The 18,347-nt window shown below is 69.3% G+C and carries 17 protein-coding genes; 10 read left to right on the top strand and 7 right to left on the bottom strand.

Annotated elements, in window-relative coordinates; translation table 11 throughout:
• Positions 1–14 precede the first annotated feature (14 nt).
• Positions 15–503 (bottom strand): Pycsar system effector family protein, encoded by a 489-nt coding sequence (locus BJF85_RS16805; RefSeq protein ID WP_075848869.1) that lies wholly within the window; start codon positions 501–503, stop codon positions 15–17.
• A gap of 74 nt (positions 504–577) precedes the next feature.
• Between BJF85_RS16805 and BJF85_RS16800 the strand changes: the two genes are divergently transcribed.
• The 4 genes from BJF85_RS16800 to BJF85_RS16785 all read left to right on the top strand — a co-directional run bounded on the left by BJF85_RS16800 (position 578) and on the right by BJF85_RS16785 (position 5,447).
• The gene (locus BJF85_RS16800; RefSeq protein WP_255375697.1) at positions 578–1,330 is read left to right on the top strand and encodes a Crp/Fnr family transcriptional regulator; all 753 of its coding nucleotides are present in this window, start codon (positions 578–580) and stop codon (positions 1,328–1,330) included.
• Between the two features lie 96 nt (positions 1,331–1,426).
• Complete coding sequence (locus BJF85_RS27410) at positions 1,427–2,314, top strand: hypothetical protein (protein WP_075848867.1); 888 nt, start codon at positions 1,427–1,429, stop codon at positions 2,312–2,314.
• Positions 2,315–2,320: 6 nt separating this feature from the next.
• A complete protein-coding gene (locus BJF85_RS16790) occupies positions 2,321–4,318 on the top strand; it encodes a hypothetical protein (RefSeq protein ID WP_139320678.1) in 1,998 nt (665 codons plus the stop codon).
• Between the two features lie 37 nt (positions 4,319–4,355).
• Positions 4,356–5,447: a hypothetical protein gene (locus BJF85_RS16785; protein WP_139320677.1), complete on the top strand. Its 1,092-nt coding sequence runs from the start codon at positions 4,356–4,358 to the stop codon at positions 5,445–5,447.
• A gap of 9 nt (positions 5,448–5,456) precedes the next feature.
• On the opposite strand, the gene BJF85_RS16780 is transcribed toward BJF85_RS16785, so the two are convergent.
• Positions 5,457–6,395 carry a LysR family transcriptional regulator gene (locus tag BJF85_RS16780; RefSeq protein WP_075848861.1) on the bottom strand — a complete coding sequence of 313 codons (939 nt, stop codon included), beginning with the start codon at positions 6,393–6,395 and terminating at the stop codon, positions 5,457–5,459.
• Positions 6,396–6,485: 90 nt separating this feature from the next.
• On the opposite strand from BJF85_RS16780, the gene BJF85_RS16775 reads away from it, so the two are divergent.
• From BJF85_RS16775 to BJF85_RS16760, 4 genes are all read left to right on the top strand, one after another.
• Positions 6,486–7,871: a CitMHS family transporter gene (locus BJF85_RS16775; RefSeq protein WP_075848859.1), complete on the top strand. Its 1,386-nt coding sequence runs from the start codon at positions 6,486–6,488 to the stop codon at positions 7,869–7,871.
• A complete protein-coding gene (locus tag BJF85_RS16770) occupies positions 7,868–9,193 on the top strand; it encodes an acyclic terpene utilization AtuA family protein (RefSeq protein WP_369822202.1) in 1,326 nt (441 codons plus the stop codon). The genes BJF85_RS16775 and BJF85_RS16770 overlap by 4 nt, the downstream gene beginning before the upstream one ends.
• Positions 9,194–9,200: 7 nt before the next feature.
• Positions 9,201–9,539: a hypothetical protein gene (locus BJF85_RS16765; protein ID WP_369822201.1), complete on the top strand. Its 339-nt coding sequence runs from the start codon at positions 9,201–9,203 to the stop codon at positions 9,537–9,539.
• Positions 9,540–9,658: 119 nt separating this feature from the next.
• Positions 9,659–10,123, top strand: coding sequence for a ribonuclease domain-containing protein (locus BJF85_RS16760; RefSeq protein WP_075848857.1), 465 nt, complete (start codon positions 9,659–9,661; stop codon positions 10,121–10,123).
• 65 nt (positions 10,124–10,188) lie between these two features.
• Here the strand turns inward: BJF85_RS16760 and BJF85_RS16755 are convergent, their stop codons facing one another.
• From BJF85_RS16755 to BJF85_RS16740, 4 genes are all read right to left on the bottom strand, one after another.
• Positions 10,189–11,103 (bottom strand): GntR family transcriptional regulator, encoded by a 915-nt coding sequence (locus BJF85_RS16755; RefSeq protein ID WP_075848855.1) that lies wholly within the window; start codon positions 11,101–11,103, stop codon positions 10,189–10,191.
• A gap of 29 nt (positions 11,104–11,132) precedes the next feature.
• On the bottom strand, positions 11,133–12,179 hold the full coding sequence (gene pdxA, locus BJF85_RS16750; protein WP_075848853.1) for a 4-hydroxythreonine-4-phosphate dehydrogenase PdxA: 1,047 nt from the start codon (positions 12,177–12,179) through the stop codon (positions 11,133–11,135).
• Positions 12,176–13,411: a four-carbon acid sugar kinase family protein gene (locus tag BJF85_RS16745; RefSeq protein WP_139320676.1), complete on the bottom strand. Its 1,236-nt coding sequence runs from the start codon at positions 13,409–13,411 to the stop codon at positions 12,176–12,178. Before BJF85_RS16745 ends, pdxA begins: the two co-directional genes overlap by 4 nt.
• Before the next feature lie 79 nt (positions 13,412–13,490).
• Positions 13,491–14,480: a 2-keto-3-deoxygluconate permease gene (locus BJF85_RS16740; protein WP_075848851.1), complete on the bottom strand. Its 990-nt coding sequence runs from the start codon at positions 14,478–14,480 to the stop codon at positions 13,491–13,493.
• Between the two features lie 141 nt (positions 14,481–14,621).
• Here BJF85_RS16740 and BJF85_RS16735 point away from each other — a divergent pair, with 141 nt between their 5' ends.
• On the top strand, positions 14,622–15,317 hold the full coding sequence (locus tag BJF85_RS16735) for a DJ-1/PfpI family protein (protein ID WP_075848899.1): 696 nt from the start codon (positions 14,622–14,624) through the stop codon (positions 15,315–15,317).
• A 14-nt stretch (positions 15,318–15,331) separates the two neighbouring features.
• On the opposite strand, the gene BJF85_RS16730 is transcribed toward BJF85_RS16735, so the two are convergent.
• Positions 15,332–16,816 carry an MDR family MFS transporter gene (locus BJF85_RS16730; RefSeq protein WP_075848849.1) on the bottom strand — a complete coding sequence of 495 codons (1,485 nt, stop codon included), beginning with the start codon at positions 16,814–16,816 and terminating at the stop codon, positions 15,332–15,334.
• Positions 16,817–17,313: 497 nt separating this feature from the next.
• Here BJF85_RS16730 and BJF85_RS16725 point away from each other — a divergent pair, with 497 nt between their 5' ends.
• On the top strand, positions 17,314–18,147 hold the full coding sequence (locus tag BJF85_RS16725) for a M15 family metallopeptidase (protein WP_075848847.1): 834 nt from the start codon (positions 17,314–17,316) through the stop codon (positions 18,145–18,147).
• The last annotated feature ends 200 nt before the right edge of the window (positions 18,148–18,347 follow it).

The raw sequence follows: 18,347 nt of genomic DNA, 5'->3' as shown, positions 1-18,347 counted from the left end.
GCTTGCGTATGCAGTCAGACGAAGAGGGCGGCTGAGAGGGTGACGACGACGCCCGAACCGAAGAACCAGATAGCAGAGGTGACGGTGCGGAACTTGCGTCGTGCGATGCGACTCGTCGCCCATACCTGTTCGGCCAGCGCGCGCTGCATCTGCTCCTCGTGGGTGAACAGCGCCCGCGAGGCGCGCGAGAAGTCGTCGGGGTTGTCGAATCGTGCCGCAACATTGGCGAAGTTCAGTAGTGAGCGCGCTCCACGGAGACCCGTGCGCGGCATGAAGACGCGTAACGCGAAAAGTGTGCTGAGCAGTACCAGCACAAGTCCGAGCAGGATGAGGACCGCTTGTGCCCGGTTGGTCGTCCACAGGCCCGGCGACGTGGCTAGCTGTGTCAGGATGCCAGCCAAGACTCCGGACGCAGCGAGGACGAGCCCGGCTTTCGTGTCGGCCAACTTGACCAGTTCGTGTATTTGGCCTAGAGCTTTCCAGGTGTTCTCCGTCGCCGTCATGTTCTCCGATTGTTCGAAGTTGCTCGTTCCGCGCCAGGACCGTTGGAGTGAGACCGGCGTGACGCGCGGTGTGCGTGCTGCTCTTTTCGGGCGAAATGCGTCGACAACTGTTCTCCGTAGCCGGCCGGGCCGGTACGGAAACTGTCGTGCATCAAGAAGTCAATATCGCGTCGCGGGGGTTACGCGGCTTGCTGGGGGAGGAACTGTGGCGGAGTTTGATCGATTCCGGGCTCGAGCGCCGGCACAAGGCGGGCGACGTCCTGCTGCGTCAGGGTGCTCCCGGCGACCATCTGCTCGTGCTGAAGCATGGTCGGGTGAAAATACTGGCGTCAGAACCTGATGGAGCGGAGCTGTTGCTGTCCCTGCGCAGTAGCGGAGACCTGGTCGGCGAGATGTCACCGAGGGATGACAGGCGGCGCACGGCGACTGTGCAAGCGCTGGACAGATGCTCCACCAGCCTGCTGACCCGGGTGGCTTTCGAGGAGTTCCTGGAGCGTCACGGTGTCCATTCGGCGTTCAGTGACTACCTGGTGGCCAAGCTGTCGGAAACTGTGCCGTACCAGTTGCAGCAGGCTCATTTCGCGGCCCGCCAGCGCGTTGCGCGGTTGATCTACGAAGTGCTGATGCTCGCGGATCCGGATGATTCGGACCGGGCCCGTGTGCCGTTCTCGCAGGATGCCTTGGCCAAGGCTTTGGGGCTCTCGCGCAGTACGGTGGCCGATCAGATCGCCACGCTCAGGGCTGCGGGCGCCCTGGGGTCGGGCCCACGCATCGTCGTACGGGACGAGCGCGTGCTCTCTGTCGAGGCACGGTTGATCGCTAGGTGATTCACATCACACTCGGACTGTCCGGCGGTGGACAGTCCGGGTGTGTGCTCTTCCCGCATGGTGGGTCGCGTCCGGGAGAACGACCCAGGGAGAATTATGAACGCGGAGACAAACGGGACTGAGCTTCCGCCGTATCGCGCCGTCATGGTCGTTGACATGAAGAATTTCAGCGGGGAGCGCGGTCGTGACCACGCCCGCATCACCGAAAACATTCCGATGGTTCTGGAGAATTCTTTTCGTGCATGTGGGTGTGGGCACGTATGGGATGACATCCGATTCTCCGACACGACGGGAGACGGGTACGTCGTCGGATTCGACACCCGGTGGACGCCGTTCCTGCTGAATCCGGTGTTGCCGGCGTTGCAACTCGAGCTGGAACGTCAGAACCGGGTCGCTCGCGGCGTAGCACAGCCTATGCGGATGCGAGTCAGCCTGACGGCCGGCCCGATGACTGATTCGGGTACGAACTCCATCAGCGACGGCAGTGGTGCCACGCGAATCGAAGCTCACCGTATGGTCGACGGTGACGGCGTACGAGCGGTGTTGACCGATTCGGGCAATGCCACTTGTGTCGCCGCGATCGTTTCCGAGCAGGTCTATCGGGACGTGGTAATGGCGGGCTACAGCGGTGAGGACCCGGCGCTGTACGTACCGGTCGACGTGGCGGTGAAAGCGTATCGGGGTGCAGCGTACCTGCGGGTTCCGACGCCGTCCGGGGATCTCCTGCGTCGAGGACTCGTCCCGACGAAGGCGGATGCCGACCAGGAAGGCCTTGACCCCGCGGGGCCACATCGTGATGCAGCTACTCCTCAGCCTCGCTACGTCGGCGTGCAGGAGGTGCAGGGTTCGGTCGGGACCGTCGTGACGGGCGAAGGGAACACGGTCAACTCCGGCGGGGGCAATCAGTTCAATGGTGTCGAGATCAGTGGGAACGGGCCCACGGTACTCGGCACGAACCACGGATCCGACACTTCCGGACGGTGATGCGAGGTGGCTGTCGAGGACGATGTGCCTGCGCATACAACTGGTATCGGCCGGGTCGATGGAAATGTCGGGTTCGCGGTGACCGGCCAGAACAACACGATCTTCCTCGGCCGGCGGGAGGAGCGAGAGGAGAGGATCAACTGGTTGGCGGACTCCCGGATGCACCGGGAGTCGCTCAAGCGCCGATTCGTCGAGCCGGAGGGTTTCAGGGCTGCGGATTCGGTCTTGCGCATGCACGGGACGGTGTTCCTAGACGGGAATCCGGGATCTGGGCGCAAGAGTGCCGCGCTGATGCTCCTGTGGAGTCGGTTCGACGACGACGGATCGTGTCGCCGGGTCGCGTTCGACGACGATTCGAACGACGGTGCTGAGGCGCTTGATCCCAACACGGTCGCCGAGGGAGACCGCTTATTGCTCGACCTGTCCGAGGACCACGGTCCGGGCGGTGGGACGAACCTGAGTAGCCGCCTCGCGACGTTCTGCCAGTCGGTACAGGAGAAGGGCGCCGCGTTCGTCGTCGTCCTCCCGCCGGGCTGGCAACAGACGACTGCCTTGCATGAGCAGAGACTGGCCGGGGTCGTGAAGCGGCTCGGACGGCCGAGCGGAGAAGCGGTGTTCCGGAGTCACGTCCAGGCTGAACACAGCCTGGACGTCGTGGACCGGCACACACTGCCGCACCTTGCCGCATGCGTGGCCGACGCCCCGATGCGTGACATCGCGGAGCTGGCACTCCGATTTGTCGAGGTCCGACGGCGTGATCCACATGCGTCCGTGACGGACGCTTTCGCAGAGGCGCGCAAGAGCGCCGAGGACTACGTCGCGGACGTAGCCGCATCCGTGGGTAGGTATGCGCCACAACAACGAGCGCTTCTGTTGGCCGCGGCCCTGTTCGAGGGTTCCCACACGGACGCCGTCCATGAAGCGACGCGCTTGATGCTGGAGGCGCTGTCCTTTTCCTCCGAGGAGATTCACCTGCTGGAACAGGACGGCATCGACACGAGGCTCGCTGCCGTGGACGTCGCAGTCGATAGCCACCGGTGTGTCCGTTTCGGAAACGTCGGCTACCACTATGCGGTTGCCCGGTACTTTTGGGCGAACCACCCCGACCTGCGGGGTCCGTTACGGGACTGGATCGGTTGCTGCGTGGAGTCGTCGATGATGGCGACGAGCGACCGCGAGCGGGCGGTCGAGCGCTTTGCCGGGCAGGCGTGTCGGCACGGGCGGTCGGAGGATCTCCATATCCTCGCCGCCCGGTGGGCGAAGAGCGGCGATTCGGGGCGGGCGAATCTCCGCGCTGCGTGGGCGGCGAGAGCTCTCGACCATGCCCTGCGTTGGGACGGCGACGACGGCCACGTGGCACAGCTAGCCCGGAAGCAGCTCTACGACTGGGCGACCAAGGGGGCGGACCCCGGACTGGCGCGCGTCATGATCGAGGTGAGCGCGAAAGTGGTGGCCGATCAGTACCCCGATCAGGCCTTGGTGCGGCTGCGCTGGCTGGCCTGCCACGAGGATCGCCGTGTTCAGATCGACGCAGTGGAGGCAACGCGGGTCCTGGCTCGCGATCGCCGCGTGTATCGGCGGCTTCTGTGGCGGATGTCCGACAGGTGGATCCACCAGCGGCGGCCGTCCGATGTGCGGTTGTTCCTCGAGACATCGGCCGCCGACGTGATCATGCGTGTGGCCGGGTCCGACATACGCGCACTGATACAGGAGCGCGGGGTTCGGCAACAGTTGGTTCAGTGCTGGTCGGCCGTGTTCGCCCTCGACGACGTGTCGAGATGGGGTGAGCACGTTCGCGGGTGGCTCGACACGGCCGCGGATACGACTGCCGGTGGGGTCGGCGTCGACGTGCTCGTCGACGCTGCCGGGCCCGAGGTGCGGACGATGGCCCGGCTGTACGTCGTGGCGCGGAACTGGGCCGATGCTGCACCGGGCGTGCGCGGTCCGGTCCTCGAACGCCTGTACCGCGGAATCGCACAGGCACAGGGATTGGATGTGGCGTGAAATGACCATGCAACGCAAGGGAATACTGATCGTCGGGGTGGCGACGATCCTGATGTGCGTCCTGTTCGGAACGTTGCTCGGCTGGCCGATCTGGATGTGGGCCGTCGTCGTCGTTGTGCCGATACTCACGGCTACCGTCCTCTCGTGGCCCAGTTCCCGAGTCAGGGCAGTACCGGTGGCTCCTCGGCCGATGCCGCCACCGTCGCAACAGGTGGAGCCGAAGTCTCTGCCGCCGGGACGGCGGGAAGTTACCGATGTGCTCCTCCCGAGCGCACGTACCGGCTACTCGTTCGCGTTCTCGTGCGTCGTTCGGTGGATGGTCCCCGACGGGCGCTCGGATCGCGAGATTCACCCCAATCCAGGTGCACTAGCCATGGAGGCCGTTCTGGGGGACGCGGAGCGACTGTGCGCCGAGTTGCAACCGGCGCAGGCTGGCCCGGGTGCGTATCGGCTCGAGGCGGCTCTCGGGGATCCGCGTCACGACAGAACGGGGCGGCTCACCGTATGGGTGGAATCGGTGTCGCTGCAGCTTTCCGAACGTGACAGGGCGCGCGTCGAGGCGCTGGAGGAGGTCCACAAGGAGGAGGAAGTGTTCGATCGCCAATGCACGTTCGAACGCAAGGTGCGGGACTATCTCGGCAGTGACGTCCTCTCCAGCGCGGGCAGTGCGGTGGTCTGGCACTTGACGCGTACTGCGACACCCGAGAAGGACAACGTCAAACCGACCGTGGAGATGCTCGACAAACTGCGACAACTGGTCGACTCCGCCAACGGTGTCGATAACGCCGCGGCGGCGGGGGCGGAGCGCGGCGTGCCGTTGGGGAACGGTCAGGGCGTGCTGCCCCTGATACCGGAGATGTCGCCGGCGGAACCTGCGGCTACGTCGGCGCCGACAGTGGACGAGCATGCGATGGCCATCGTCGAGCACATCCCGGATCCGGACGAGCGGGTGCTTTTCGGTGACCACCTGACGCAACTCCTCCGCAGCCACGGTGGGGAGGATGCGGCGGAGAACCTCGAATCCCGAATCGGCTCGGCCGAACCGGGCGACGCTTCGGATGCCGACACACCCGCGGAACCGACACCGGAGTCCTGGTCCGGCGGTGACGAGGACAGTGATCGTGACTAGTCCAGAGCTTCAGTGCCGCGGGATCCACCGGGCCCCGACCGGCAGCGGGAGTTCCTGGGCCGCCGCGGCCGACAGCGTGTCGAGCAGCGCCCGGGCCGGTCGTGACATCGGACGCCGGGGGTCGTGGACGAGGCAGATGTCGCGTTCGACGACCGGGCCGGTGGCGACGCGGCGGTGCAGGCCCGCGAAGCCCATCATGGGCACGACGAGCGCCGGCACCATCGACAACCCGAGTCCGGCGGCGGTCAACCCGGCGACGGCACCGATGTTGCGTGCCTCGGTGATCGGGCCGAGCTCGACGCCCGCCTCGGCGAGGGTGCGGTCGACGTACGGGCGGATGCTCGTGCTGTGGTCGAAGGCCACGAACGGTTCGCCGGCGAGGTCCTTCCACGTCAGTCGTTTACGGGTGTCGAAACGGTGGCCCGGCGGGAAGACGCACACGAAACGGTCCACGGCGATCGTCGTCGCGGTCAGGCCGTCCGGCACCGTGGGCGAGACCGTGACGGCCAGGTCGGCCGTGCCGTCGACGACCCGGTCCAGGACCTCGTCGGACAGTCCGTCGCGCACGGTCACGGCGACGTCGGGCAGCGTGCGGCGCAACTCGGCCAGGACGGTCGGCACCATGCTCGCAGCGAGGGACGGCAGCGCCGCGACCGTCACGGCGCCGCGGGTTCCGGCGAGGTAGCCCTCGAAGTGGTGGAACGCGGCCTCGACGTCCGCGAGCAACCGCCGTGCGATGCGCAGGAACTCGACGCCGTCGGCCGTGGGGGTCACGTGCCGCGTGGTGCGTTCGAACAGCACGGCCCCGACGTGGTGCTCGACCTCCAACACGACCCTGCTCAACGAGGACTGTGCAATGTGGAGTTTCCGCGCGGCCGCGCTGTAGCCGCGCGCGTCGGCGACCGCGACGACGACCCGCAGCTGCCGCAGCGAGAGATCTATGCCCACGGCGCATCAATCTATGCCGAATCCATGCTGGACGCCAGGGGTGGGCTACCGCAGACTCTGCGGCGACCCCAACTGGAGAGGTCCAAGACAATGGTGTCTTTGCTGGGATTCCTGACCGTCGGCGTGATCCTGACGCTGCTGTTGACGAACCGGGTGGCCGCCGTCGTGGCACTGGCGGGCGTGCCGATCGTCGCCGCGCTGGTGGCCGGATTCGGTCCCACGGAGATCGGGGAGTTCGCGAGCGGCGGGATCGCCGATGTCGCCGGAACGGCGGCCATGTTCGTGTTCGCCATCGCGTTCTTCGGCGTGCTGCGGGACGCGGGCATGTTCGATCCGGTGATCCGGCGGATCGTCGGCATGGCCGGTGACTCGCCCGCCACCGTGTGCGCGGCGACGACGGCGCTGGCCTGTGCGGCGCATCTCGACGGGGCCGGGGCGACGACGTTCCTCATCACCATCCCGGCGATGCTGCCGATCTTCGACCGGCTCGGCATGAGCAGGCTGCTGCTGACGACGTGTGTCGGCCTCGGCGCGGGCGTGATGAACCTGCTGCCCTGGGGCGGTCCCACGGCGCGGGCGGCGTCGACGACGGGAGTTCCGGCCAACGAACTGTGGGTGCCGTTGATCCCGGCGCAGGCCGTCGGGATCGTGACCGCCCTGGTGATCGCGTGGCTGCTCGGCAAACGGGAGAGCAGGCGCATCGCGGCCGGGGCCGAGCAGGAGGTGGGCGTGTCGGCAGGATCGACCGGTGCGGGCGGTGGTACCGGTGGCACGGGTGACGCCGCGGAGCCGGCGCCGGCCACGGCGACCGAGTCGGGGACCGGGGCGGACGAGGAACACCTGCGGCGGCCGCGGCTGTTCTGGTTCAACGTCGTGCTCACCGTGGCCGTCATCGGTGCGCTGGTCGCCGCGGTGGCGCCGCCGGAGGCGGTGTTCCTGGCCGGACTGGTCGTGGCGTTGATCGTCAACTACCCGGGGCTGAAGCGGCAGACCGAGCGCATCGAGGCCCATGCCAAGGGTGCGATGCTGATGGCGACGACGTTGCTGGCCGCGGGTGTGTTCCTGGGCATCCTCGAGTCGAGCGGCATGATCGAGGCGATGGCGGTGACCGCCGCGGAGGCGATTCCGGCGGGTGCGGCCCCGGCGCTGCCGTTGATCATCGGTGTGCTGGGCGTTCCGCTCAGTCTGGTGTTCGGTCCGGATGCGTTCTACTTCGGCGTGCTGCCGGTGTTGACGGGGATCGGTGACCAGTTCGGCATCAGCGGCGCGGATCTCGCGCAGGCCGCGTTGATCGGCGAGGAGACCCTCGGGTTCCCGATCAGCCCGATGACCGGTGCGTTCTTCCTGCTGGTCGGGCTCGCCGGGGTGGACATCGGCAAGCACATCCGGCGGTTGATCGGCTGGGCGTGGCTGACGAGCCTGGTGATGTTGGCCGTCGCGTTCGCGACGGGGGCGGTTCCGGTGTGGGCGGCATGAGCGGGCGGACAACCGTACGGCTGGGCGCGGGGGCGGGGTTCGCCGGCGACCGCATCGACCCGGCCGTCGAACTGGCCGAACACGGGAACCTGGACTACCTCGTGTTCGAGTGCCTCGGCGAACGCACCGTCGCGGCGGGTCATGCGCGCAGGCTCACCGACCCGTCGGCGGGCTACGACCCGTTGCTCGCCGCCCGGTTGCGGGCCGTCCTGCCGCACTGTGCGGTGGCAGGCACGACGGTCGTGACGAATTCGGGCGCGGCCCATCCGGAGGCGGCGGGTGCGCGCGCGGTCGCGGAGGTCGACGCGCTCGGCCTGTCGTCGCGGGTCGCGATCGTGACCGGCGACGACGTGCTCGACGCCGTGCGCACGCGCGATCCGGTGGTGTGGGAGACCGGTACGCGGTTGTCCGAGATCGACGACGAGCTGATCTCCGCCAACGCCTATCTCGGCGCGGAGCCCGTGGCCGAGGCGCTCGCGGCCGGTGCCGATGTCGTGGTGACGGGCCGGGTGGCCGACCCGGCGTTGTATCTGGGGCCGCTGCTGCACGAGTTCGGGTGGGACCGCGCGGACTGCGACCTGCTTGCGCGGGGCACGCTCGTGGGGCATCTGCTCGAATGCGCCGGGCAGCTCACCGGCGGCTACTTCGCAGATCCGCCGGCCAAACCCGTGCCCGATCCGGCGCGGCTGGGATTCCCGCTGGCCGACGTCGATGCCGACGGCGCCGCGGTTCTCGGCAAGCTCGCCCGCTCCGGCGGACGGCTCGACACCCGTACGTGCGGGGAGCAGTTGTTGTACGAGGTGGACGATCCGGGTGCGTACGTCACCCCCGATGTGGTCGCGGACTTCTCCGGCGTCACGTTCGAACAGTCCGGAGTGGACAGAGTGATCGCACGCGGTGCGGCGGGCAGGCCGCGGCCGGAGTCGTTGAAGGTGACCCTCGGGTTCCGCGGTGGGTGGCTCGGCGAGGGGCAGATCACCTATGCGGGCCCGCGGTGCCTGGACCGCGCGCGGATGGCGGCCGACATCGTGCGGGAGCGGCTCGTCGCGGTGCACGGTCTGGACGAATCGTCGATCGAGGTCGAGTACATCGGGGCGGGAGCGGCGCTGCGCGGACTCGCGCCGGCCGGGGAACCCGTCGAGGTGCGGCTGCGGGTCGCGGCGCGCGTGCGACCGCCGAGCAGGCGTCGGCGGTCGGCTGGGAGGTGGAATCGTTGTACACCAACGGACCCGCCGGCGGTGGGGGAGCGCGCAGCGACCACAGGGAGATCGTCGCGGTCCGTTCGTGCCTGCTGCCGCGGATGGACGTCCGACCGGAGGTGACGGTCCTGTGAGCGCAGAGATGCCTGCGATGCCGCGGCGGACGGTGGACGATCTGGCGGACGTCCGCGCGGGGGACAAGGGTGACACCCTGATGCTCGCGGTGTTCCCCCGCTCGGCGGAGGCGTTCGCGGTGTTGCGGGGACGGCTGACCGGTGAGGTCGTCGGCGCCCACTTCGCACCGCTGGTCACCGGCGAGGTGCGCCGACATGTCGTCGCCGGCCTGCCCGCACTGGTCTTCCGCCTCCCCGGTGTGCTCGGCGGAGGGGTGACGGGCTCGGCCACCCTCGACGGCCACGGCAAGACACTGAGCTACCACCTGCTGACCCTCGAGATCACGTCCGGCTGACCCGGGTGCGGGCAACCAGACTTCCGAATTGGGCCGGTGTGGTGGTTGTTGCGTGGTATTCGGTGAATCGTTCACTCCACGGTCGGGCGCACGTCACACCAACGCGTTACGGTCCGCGCATGGCTAATCACAGATCACGCATCGTGACCATGGTCCTCGGCCTCGTCCTGGCGCTGCTCGGTTTCGCCGCTCCCGCGGCCGGCAGCACCGCCACCGACACCACCCACGCCGCCACCACCGCCGCCACGGCGGCAGCCACGCAGTCCGCCGTGTCCGTGGCGCAGAACGACTGCGGCGACACGTCCGGGTTCACGCAGGTCCGACTCAGCAGCCTGCCGCCCGAGGCGACCGATACCTACCGTCTGATCGAGAACGGTGGGCCCTACCCGTACCCGCAGGACGACACCGTCTTCCAGAACCGCGAGGGCATCCTGCCCGCCTGCAGCTCGGGCTACTACCGCGAGTACACCGTCGAGACGCCCGGTCTGGACCACCGCGGCCAGCGGCGCATCGTCACCGGCAACGGCGGCGAGTTCTTCTACACCTCCGACCACTACGAGAGCTTCAGCCTGATCATCGGCTGACCGGCGTAAGCGCATGCCGCGGCGGGTGCCCACGCGTACGGCACCTGCCGCGGTAGGCGGAGGCGTCAGCCGAGGATGCGCTGCAGTTCCGCCAGCAGGGTGCGGGCGCGGTTCAACTCGGCCGGCCCGAGGTCGGCGCGATCCAGGTCCGGACCACCCGGAGCGCCCGAACCACCCGAACCACGCGGCGCACTCGCAGCGCCCTGCGCCTCCGGCTCGCTCACCGTGCCGGCGGGGGAGCCCAGTCGCGTTTCCATCGTGTCGGAGACATCGATGTCGAAGGCGACGCGATCGGCGCGGTGCCAGGCGCTGAACCATTCCAGCGGACGGTCGTTCTGATCGGTCGTGCCGCCCTCGAGCAACAACAGTGGACCGCCGGGATCCACGCGCAGTTCGGCCGCCAGTTTGTCGTCCGCGGCCACCGCATGCACCCGCCGCGCGCCGCGCATCGGCCGCAGCCCGTACACCCGGGACAGCAGCCGATGCAGCGACGCGTCCGTCAGATCGTCGGCCGCGAGTCCCGGCACCCGTTCCGTCGGCAGCCACGTGCGTACGTACGACAACGGTTCCTCGTCCACGAGCCGGACCCGTTCCAGGCGCAACGCGTCGGCGGTGCCGAGGAACTCGCGCACCTCCGTCGGCGGGTCGGCCGGCACGAGCTCGCGCACCGTCGTCCGCAGCGCATGACCGCGCCGCGCGAACTGCTCGAACATGCCCGTCGCGCGCTGCACCAGCCGGCGGTACTCCGTGGGCGGCGCGACGATCGTGGGCCTGCCCTGCCGCCGCGTCACCAGCCCGTCGGCCGCCAACCCGGCGACGGCCTGCCGCACCACACTGCGCGCCACGCCGAACCGTTCACACAGGGCGGCCTCACTCGGCAACGCATCGCCCGGCGCGATGTCGTGGCCGAGGATCTCCTGGCGCAACGTGTCCGCGACCTGCTGATGCAGCGGTGCGCGCGTGCTGCGGTCGACGCCCATAGCGACTCAGTCTACGAACCCGGCGGGCCTCACGAGGCCGAACCCGCCTTCGCCGTCTCCCACACCTGGTGCCACCCCGGCGCGAGCTCGGCCGCCCGGCGTGCCGCCAGCACCAGGCTCGCCTCGCGCGCGATGCCCTTGCCCGCGATGTCGAACGCCGTGCCGTGGTCCACCGACACGCGCACCACCGGCAGGCCGACCGTGATGTTCACACCGTCGTCGCCGTACACCGCCTTGAACGGCGCATGTCCCTGGTCGTGGTAGCAGACCACGACGAACTTCCACGTGCCCTTCACCGCCTGCGGGATCAGCGCGTCCGCAGGCAACGGTCCGACGGCGTTGATGCCGGCCTCCCGTGCCCTCTGCACCGCCGGCTCCAGGACGTCGGCGTCCTCGTCGCCGAACAGGCGGTTCTCCCCGGCATGCGGGTTGAGGCCCGCGACGCCGATCGCCTCGTCCGGCTTGCCGAGCGCCCGCGCGAACGAGCCGACGAGCCGCAGCACGTTGTCGGTCCGCTCCGCGTCGACCCCGGTGATCGCGTCCCGCAGCGACACGTGCGTCGTCAGGTGGAAGAAGTACAGCTCGCCCGCCGACAGCACGAGGCTGAAGTTCTCGACGCCGAACTCGTGCGCCAACAGTTCCGTGTGGCCCGGCCACTGATGTCCGCCCGCGTGCATGGCGGCCTTGTTCAGCGGGGCCGTGACGATGCCGTCGACCTCACCGGCCCGCGCGAGCGCGCACGCCCGCATCACGAACCGCGCCGCCCCGTCCCCGGCGTCGGCGCTGAGCTCGCCGTAGGGCACGTGCCCCAGCGACGGTCCGTCCTGGACGACCTCGATGGTGCGCGGATCGTTCGTCGCCTCGGCCGGACTGTCGACGACACGCACCACACTCGCGTCACCGCCGAGCACGTCGGTCACGGCGCGGCGCAGCGCATCCGCATCGCCGATCACCACGGGCCGGCACGCTGCGCGCAGCTCGTCGTGCTCGAGCAGCGTCCGAGCCGTGATCTCCGGGCCGATACCGGCCACATCACCGAGGGTCACTGCCAGCGTGGGCACCTGCTGCTGGTTCAACGGGTACTCCTTCTTCCGCGGACCGCACGCGCGGCCCTGATCAACACGTCGGGTTCGCCGAATCCACCGGCCTTCGTCGCCACGGCCAGACCGTGCGAGGCACCGCCGACGACGGATCCCACCGCCACGCCCGGCCCCACCTCGGCGTCGCCTGTGGACAGTCGAATGCCGATGCCGTCGAGGCGTTCCAGCACCGCGCGGGCACCGTCGCCGCCTGTGACGACGAGCCCGGCGGGGGAGGTGGTCCGCACCAGCCGCGCCGCGGCGTCGGCGAGTCGTTGCGCCACGACCGGCGGGGGAACGGATTCCGGGCCGTCCGCCTGCCGCTCGGGAGCGCTGAGCACGACGACCTCCGCGTCGGGGTTCGTCGACAGCGTCGCGGCGAACGTCTCCCAGGCGTCGTCGTCGAGCATCGCCTCCGGCGCCGGCTCGTGGTGCGCGGCACCGGCGTCGGCCAGCGCGCGGACCTGCGACCGGGACGCCGAATGCAGACTCGTCACGACCACCAGGGCGGGTCCGTCCACATCGGAGGACGGTGTGGGATCCGGCTTCTCGGTGGCGGCGGAGGAGCCGCGCAGTCGTGCCAGCGCGCCCGCGAGACCCGCGGCGCCGACCGGCAGCGCACGGTCGCCGAGTTCGTCGATGGCGAGGGCGATGCGGTCGAGATCGGCGTCGGTCTCCGCGTCGACCACGACGACCCGGCCCGCCTTCCGCAGCTGCGCCGCATGCTCGGCCGGCCCGTCCGCGGGATCCAGGCGCAGCCCCGGCGCGCCCAGCAACGTCGGGACGTGGCTGCTCGTCACCGGGGTGACCGGGTCCCGGCCCACCGACGTCTCCGCCACCGGGGTGCCGTCGACCGACAACGTCCCGTCGGCAATCGTGCGGCCAACCCCCGGGAACGCGGGACACACGACGGCCACCACGTCCGGCCCGGCGACCTGAGCCAGTGCGTCGAGCGCCGCGTCGATCTCCGCGCGGATCGGACCGCGCACCGTCGAATCGATCTTCTTGAACACCCGGGCTGCCGGGGTGTCCGCGATCGCCGCGCGCACCCGGGCCGCGGCGTCGACGTCCGAGCAGGCCCGCGAATCCGTGCTGACCGCGACCACCCGGGCATCGCTCGCACCCGGCCGCAGCCGCAACTCGGCCGGCCGGCCCGCACCGGCGAACTGCACCGCCGTGTCCGCAGCCCCCGTGACGTCGTCCGCCACGATCAGCATCTCAGCGTTCACACGGCCTCCAGTGTCCTGCGGGACGCCCGCACCCGGTCGGCCTTAGTGAACGCAGCTCCGCAGGCTCCGCAATTCTCGTTCACACGGCCTCCGTCGGGTTCGGCTTGAGGACCCCTGCCCGCTTCAGCATGTACGCCGCGATGACGGGCGCAAGGATCGCCGTGACCAGCGCCGAGGCGGCGATCTGCGCGGTCGCCGTGCCCACGTACTGCTGGAACGTCGGGTCGGCCGCCGCGACGACCGCCGGCGTGGCGATCGCGTTGCCGGCCGTCGTGCCCGCCGCGAACCCGATGCCCGACATCGCACCGCGACGCAACAGGAAGCGGTAGCCGAGGTAGACGAAGAAACCGGTGACCGGGGCGACGATCACGCCGAGCACGAGGCCGCTGATGCCGCCGGTGACGATGTCCCCGAGATCGATGGCCGTGCCGAGCGCGAACGCGAAGAACGGGATGACGATGTTCGGCACCGGCTTGACGACCCGGCGCCACTCGGCGTCGATGTTGCCGACGAGCACGCCGAGCAGGAACGGCACGATCGCGCCGACGAGCGCCAGGAACGGGATGTCGCCCAGGCCGGAGGCGCCGAGGAACAGCAACGTCAGGAACGGACCGTCGTTGATGGCGCTGGCGATGTAGGCGCCGCGGTCCCGTTCGTCGCCGTACTGACCGGTGAACGCGAGCCACAGTCCGCCGTTGCTGTTGTCGACCGCGGCCAGCAGCGCGAGCAACGAGATGCCGAGCACCCCGTCGAGACCGACCCACAGGCCCAGCAGCACGGCCAGACCCGCCGGGATCAGGCTCTTCATCAGCAGCAACGTGCCCGCGGTCGCGAGGATCGGACCACCGGTACGCGCGCTCACCTGCGTACCCGTGGCGAAGATCAGCAGCGCGATCAGCGGCAGCGCACTGTCGGCCAGCAGGGCCGTCGTGAAGCTGCCCATCTCGAGGAAGCCCGGCGCGAACGTTCCCGTCAATGCCCCCAGGACCAGCGGGATCAGCATCAACCCGCCGGGGATGCGTTGCATCGTGGCGAACAGGGGAACGCGCGATGTCTCCAGTGTGCTCACGCCGGCCTCCTTGTCGGCTCCCGGCACACACCCCGTGCACCGGCACTTGTACGCATAAGCTGTACGGACAAGATGGCACACTACGCCGCCGGAGTGAAGCCCTGTGTCGGGGTCGGTTTCGGCGCTGGCAGGCTGGCCGGCATGAGCGAGTCGACGGAACCCGCGGCGGTCCGTGCGGTGGCGGTGTTGCTGCCGAACCTCACCCAGCTCGACCTGACGGGACCCGCGCAGGTGCTGTCGGCGACGCCCGGGGTGGTGCTGGATCTCGCGTGGCGCACCACCGATCCCGTGCGGTGCGACGGCGGCTGGTCGATCATACCGACGGTGACGTTCGACGAGGCCCCACAGGCGGACCTGCTGCTCGTGCCGGGTGGGCAGGGCGCGTTCGAGGTGTTGACCGACGACGCGGTCCTCGAGTTCGTCCGCCGTCAGGCGCGGGGCGCGCGGTGGGTGACGTCGGTGTGCACGGGTTCGTTCGTCCTCGCCGCGGCGGGACTGTTGACGGGTAGACGGGCGACGACCCACTGGGCGTCGCTGCCGATGCTGGCCGAGTTCGGCGTCGCGGCGGTGTCCGAGCGGGTCGTGGTCGACGGGAACGTCATCACCGGCGGCGGCATCACGGCCGGCATCGACTTCGGCCTGACACTCGCCGCGGAGATCGCCGGCGAGGACGTCGCCCGCGAGGTGCAGCTGCGACTCGAATACGACCCCGCGCCGCCGTTCGACAGCGGAACCCCGGACGGCTTCGGTGCCGAGGCCGCCGCAGCCATCGGCGAGCGGACCCGGCAGGCCCGCCGCCCGCTCGTCGACGCCGCCCTCCGGCACCTGCGTGGGTAGTCACCGCACCGGGCTCAGTGGACGGGGGCGCCGCCCTCGGCGTGCGCCTTCTCCTTGCTGAGCAGCAGTGACGTGCCGACCGCGATCAGGCCGATCACGCCGGCGCCCATGAACGCCACGCGCAGGCCGTCGGCGTCCGGTCGCACGGCGCCCACGGCGCTGCCGAGCGTGGCGACGGTGATGAACACGGCCGTGCCGAACGCGCCCGCGACCTGCTGCAGCGTCGCCAGGATCGCGCTGCCGTGCGAGTGCAGGTGGTGGGTCAACGAGCCGAGCGCCTGCGTCATCAACGGCGTCATCATCAGCGCGAGACCGGTCATCATGATCACGTGGTAGACGACCACGGTGAGCATGGACGAGCCAGGGCCGAGCGTCGTGTAGAGCCACAGGCCCGCCGCCATGGCGACCGTGCCGGGGATGACCAGCGGGCGCGGGCCCACCCGGTCGTACAGCGCACCCACCGGACGGCCGAGCAGACCCAGGACGAGACCGCCGGGCAGCACGGCCAGTCCGCTCTGGAACGTCGACACGCCGATGACCTCCTGCAGATACAGCGGCAGCAGGATCGACGCCACCCCGAGCAGGCACATGAACAGCAGACCCGTCAGCGTCAGGGACACGACGAAGTCGCGGATGGCGAACGGACGTAGGTCCAGCAGAGCCCGGTCCGCCCGCTGCAGGCGGAGCTGCCGGCGCACGAACACCGCCAACGCGACGGCGCCGAGGACGATCGGCAGCCACGGCGGCACCAGGTGCTCGCCGCCGCCCTCGCCGATCGACGAGAGCCCGTACAGCAGACCGCCGAAGCCGAGCGCGGACAGGATCACCGAGAACACGTCGAGCGGAACCCGGCGCGTCTCGCTGTGCAGATCCAGCCACTTGGCGCCGATCAACAGGGCACCCACGGACAGCGGCAGCACCAGCCAGAACATCCACCGCCAGCCGAGGCCGGAGAGGATCGCACCGCCGATCGTGGGACCGAGCGCGGGAGCGACGGCGATGACGATGCTGATCGTGCCCATCGTCGACCCGCGGCGTTCCTCGGGCACCAGGCGCATCACCGACGTCATCAGCAGCGGGATCATCACCGCGGTGCCGCACGCCTGGATCACCCGGCCCGTGAGCAGCACGCCGAACGCCGGCGCGAGCGCCGACACGAGGGTGCCCGTGCTGAACAACGTCAGCGACGCGAGGAAAACCTGCCGCGGGGTGAACCGTTCGAGCAGGAAACCCGTGGTGGGAATGACCACGGCCATGGTGAGCAGGAAACCGCTGGTCAGCCACTGGGCCGTCGTCGTGGTGACGTTCAGCTCGGTGCTGAGGTCGCGCAGCGCCACGCTCAGGATCGTCTCGTTGAGGATCATGACGAACGCCGACGCCACGAGCATGCCGATCAACAGCATCGCCTTCGGATCGGCGTTGGCGCTGCCGTCGGTGCCCCCGTGGTCGGGCTGCCCAGGCTGGTCCGACCCCGAGTCGGCGTGGGCAGTGTTGGTCATGCGGTCCCCCTTGTGCGCGTGGAGCTGGCGAGTGGTGCTGTTGCTGCCGCCGTGTGGGCACGGTCCGGCCCGGCGCGGCGGAGCTCTCGAGCGTCCCGGAGGGACCAACGCGCGGAAGGCCGTAACTATGCCCGGCAGGCGGAAACCGGGTAGAACGTACGGTGTACGGCGAATGACGGCGTGGCGGGACCACGGAGTCGTTCCCGGATGAGTCTAGGTTGGCACACCGACGGTTTCCCCTGCCAACGGGTTTTCCCGCACGGCGAACCCGGTGACATGCGTCTCAGCCGCGCAAGGAGCCCCACGCCGCCGTGTCAGCACCCCACGTCGCCGTGTCGGCAATGCACGTCGCCGTGTCGGCATCTCGCGTCGCCGTGTTGGCGATCTGTGCGCGAGATCGGCATTCGGCCCGTCGAGGGTGTGGTTCGTCCACAGTGGATGCATTGCGGCATTCGGGTGTCTTGTCGCGGTCCGCCGGCGGTGCTAAGAAGCCCGCCATGACTCCGACCTCGCACCACAACTCGCCATGGAAACGGGTCGCATCGAGCGTCCTCGCCGCCGTCCTGCTCGGCGGAATGACCGTCGGCACGGCCACCGCCGCCGAGGACAAGACACCGGCCACCGGCGGTGATCGCGCACCGGAATCGTTCGTCGCACTAAGTGACGTCGACCCGACGATCCTGCACGAGATCCGCTACGTCGGACACCACAACTTCGTCGGCAGGCCGATCACCGGTTACGAAGAGCCCCTGTGCCTGCTCACCGAGGACGCCGCCCACGCAGTCCGCGACGCCCAACAGGCCGCCCTGTCCCACGGCTACACCCTCAAGGTCTACGACTGCTTCCGCCCGCAACGCTCCGTCGACGACTTCGTCCGCTGGGCCCAACAACCCGGCAACGACCGCATGCGCGACGAGTTCTACCCGCGCATCGACAAGGACCGCCTGTTCCCCGAGGGGTACATCGCCGAACAATCCGGACACAGCCGCGGCAGCACCATCGACCTCACCCTCGTCGAACTCCCCGCGCAACCCCAGCGGCCCTACAAGCCCGGCGAACCGCTCGTCGAATGCTACGCCCCACAGGACCAGCGGTTCCCCGACAACTCCGTCGACATGGGAACCGGATTCGACTGCTTCGACGAGACCGCCGCCACCGAATACCCCGGCGTCCCCGACGAGGTGCGCGAGAACCGATTCCTCCTCCGCGACATCATGGCCGACGCCGGATTCGGTGATTACCCGGTGGAGTGGTGGCACTTCACCTTGGAGGACGAGCCTTATCCCGATGAGTACTTCGACTTTCCCATTTCTCGGGAGAGTTTGGAGTAGGGGGTTCGTGGGGCTGCGTTGGTGTTGCCGTGTCAGCAGTCTGCGGCGGCGCGTTGGCAGTTCACGTCGTCGTGTTGGCACCCCGTGTCGCCGTGTCAGCATTCTGCGTCGCCGTGTTGGCATTTCGCGTCGTTGTGTTGGCGGTTTGGGCGTGGGATCTGCGCTTGGGGTGAGCGGTGCCTCGCCGGCGGGCAGGTCTC

This window comes from Saccharomonospora sp. CUA-673, assembly GCF_001942305.1.
Taxonomy (GTDB): Bacteria; Actinomycetota; Actinomycetes; order Mycobacteriales; family Pseudonocardiaceae; genus Prauserella.
This window is presented reverse-complemented; position numbering and strand designations above follow the sequence as displayed.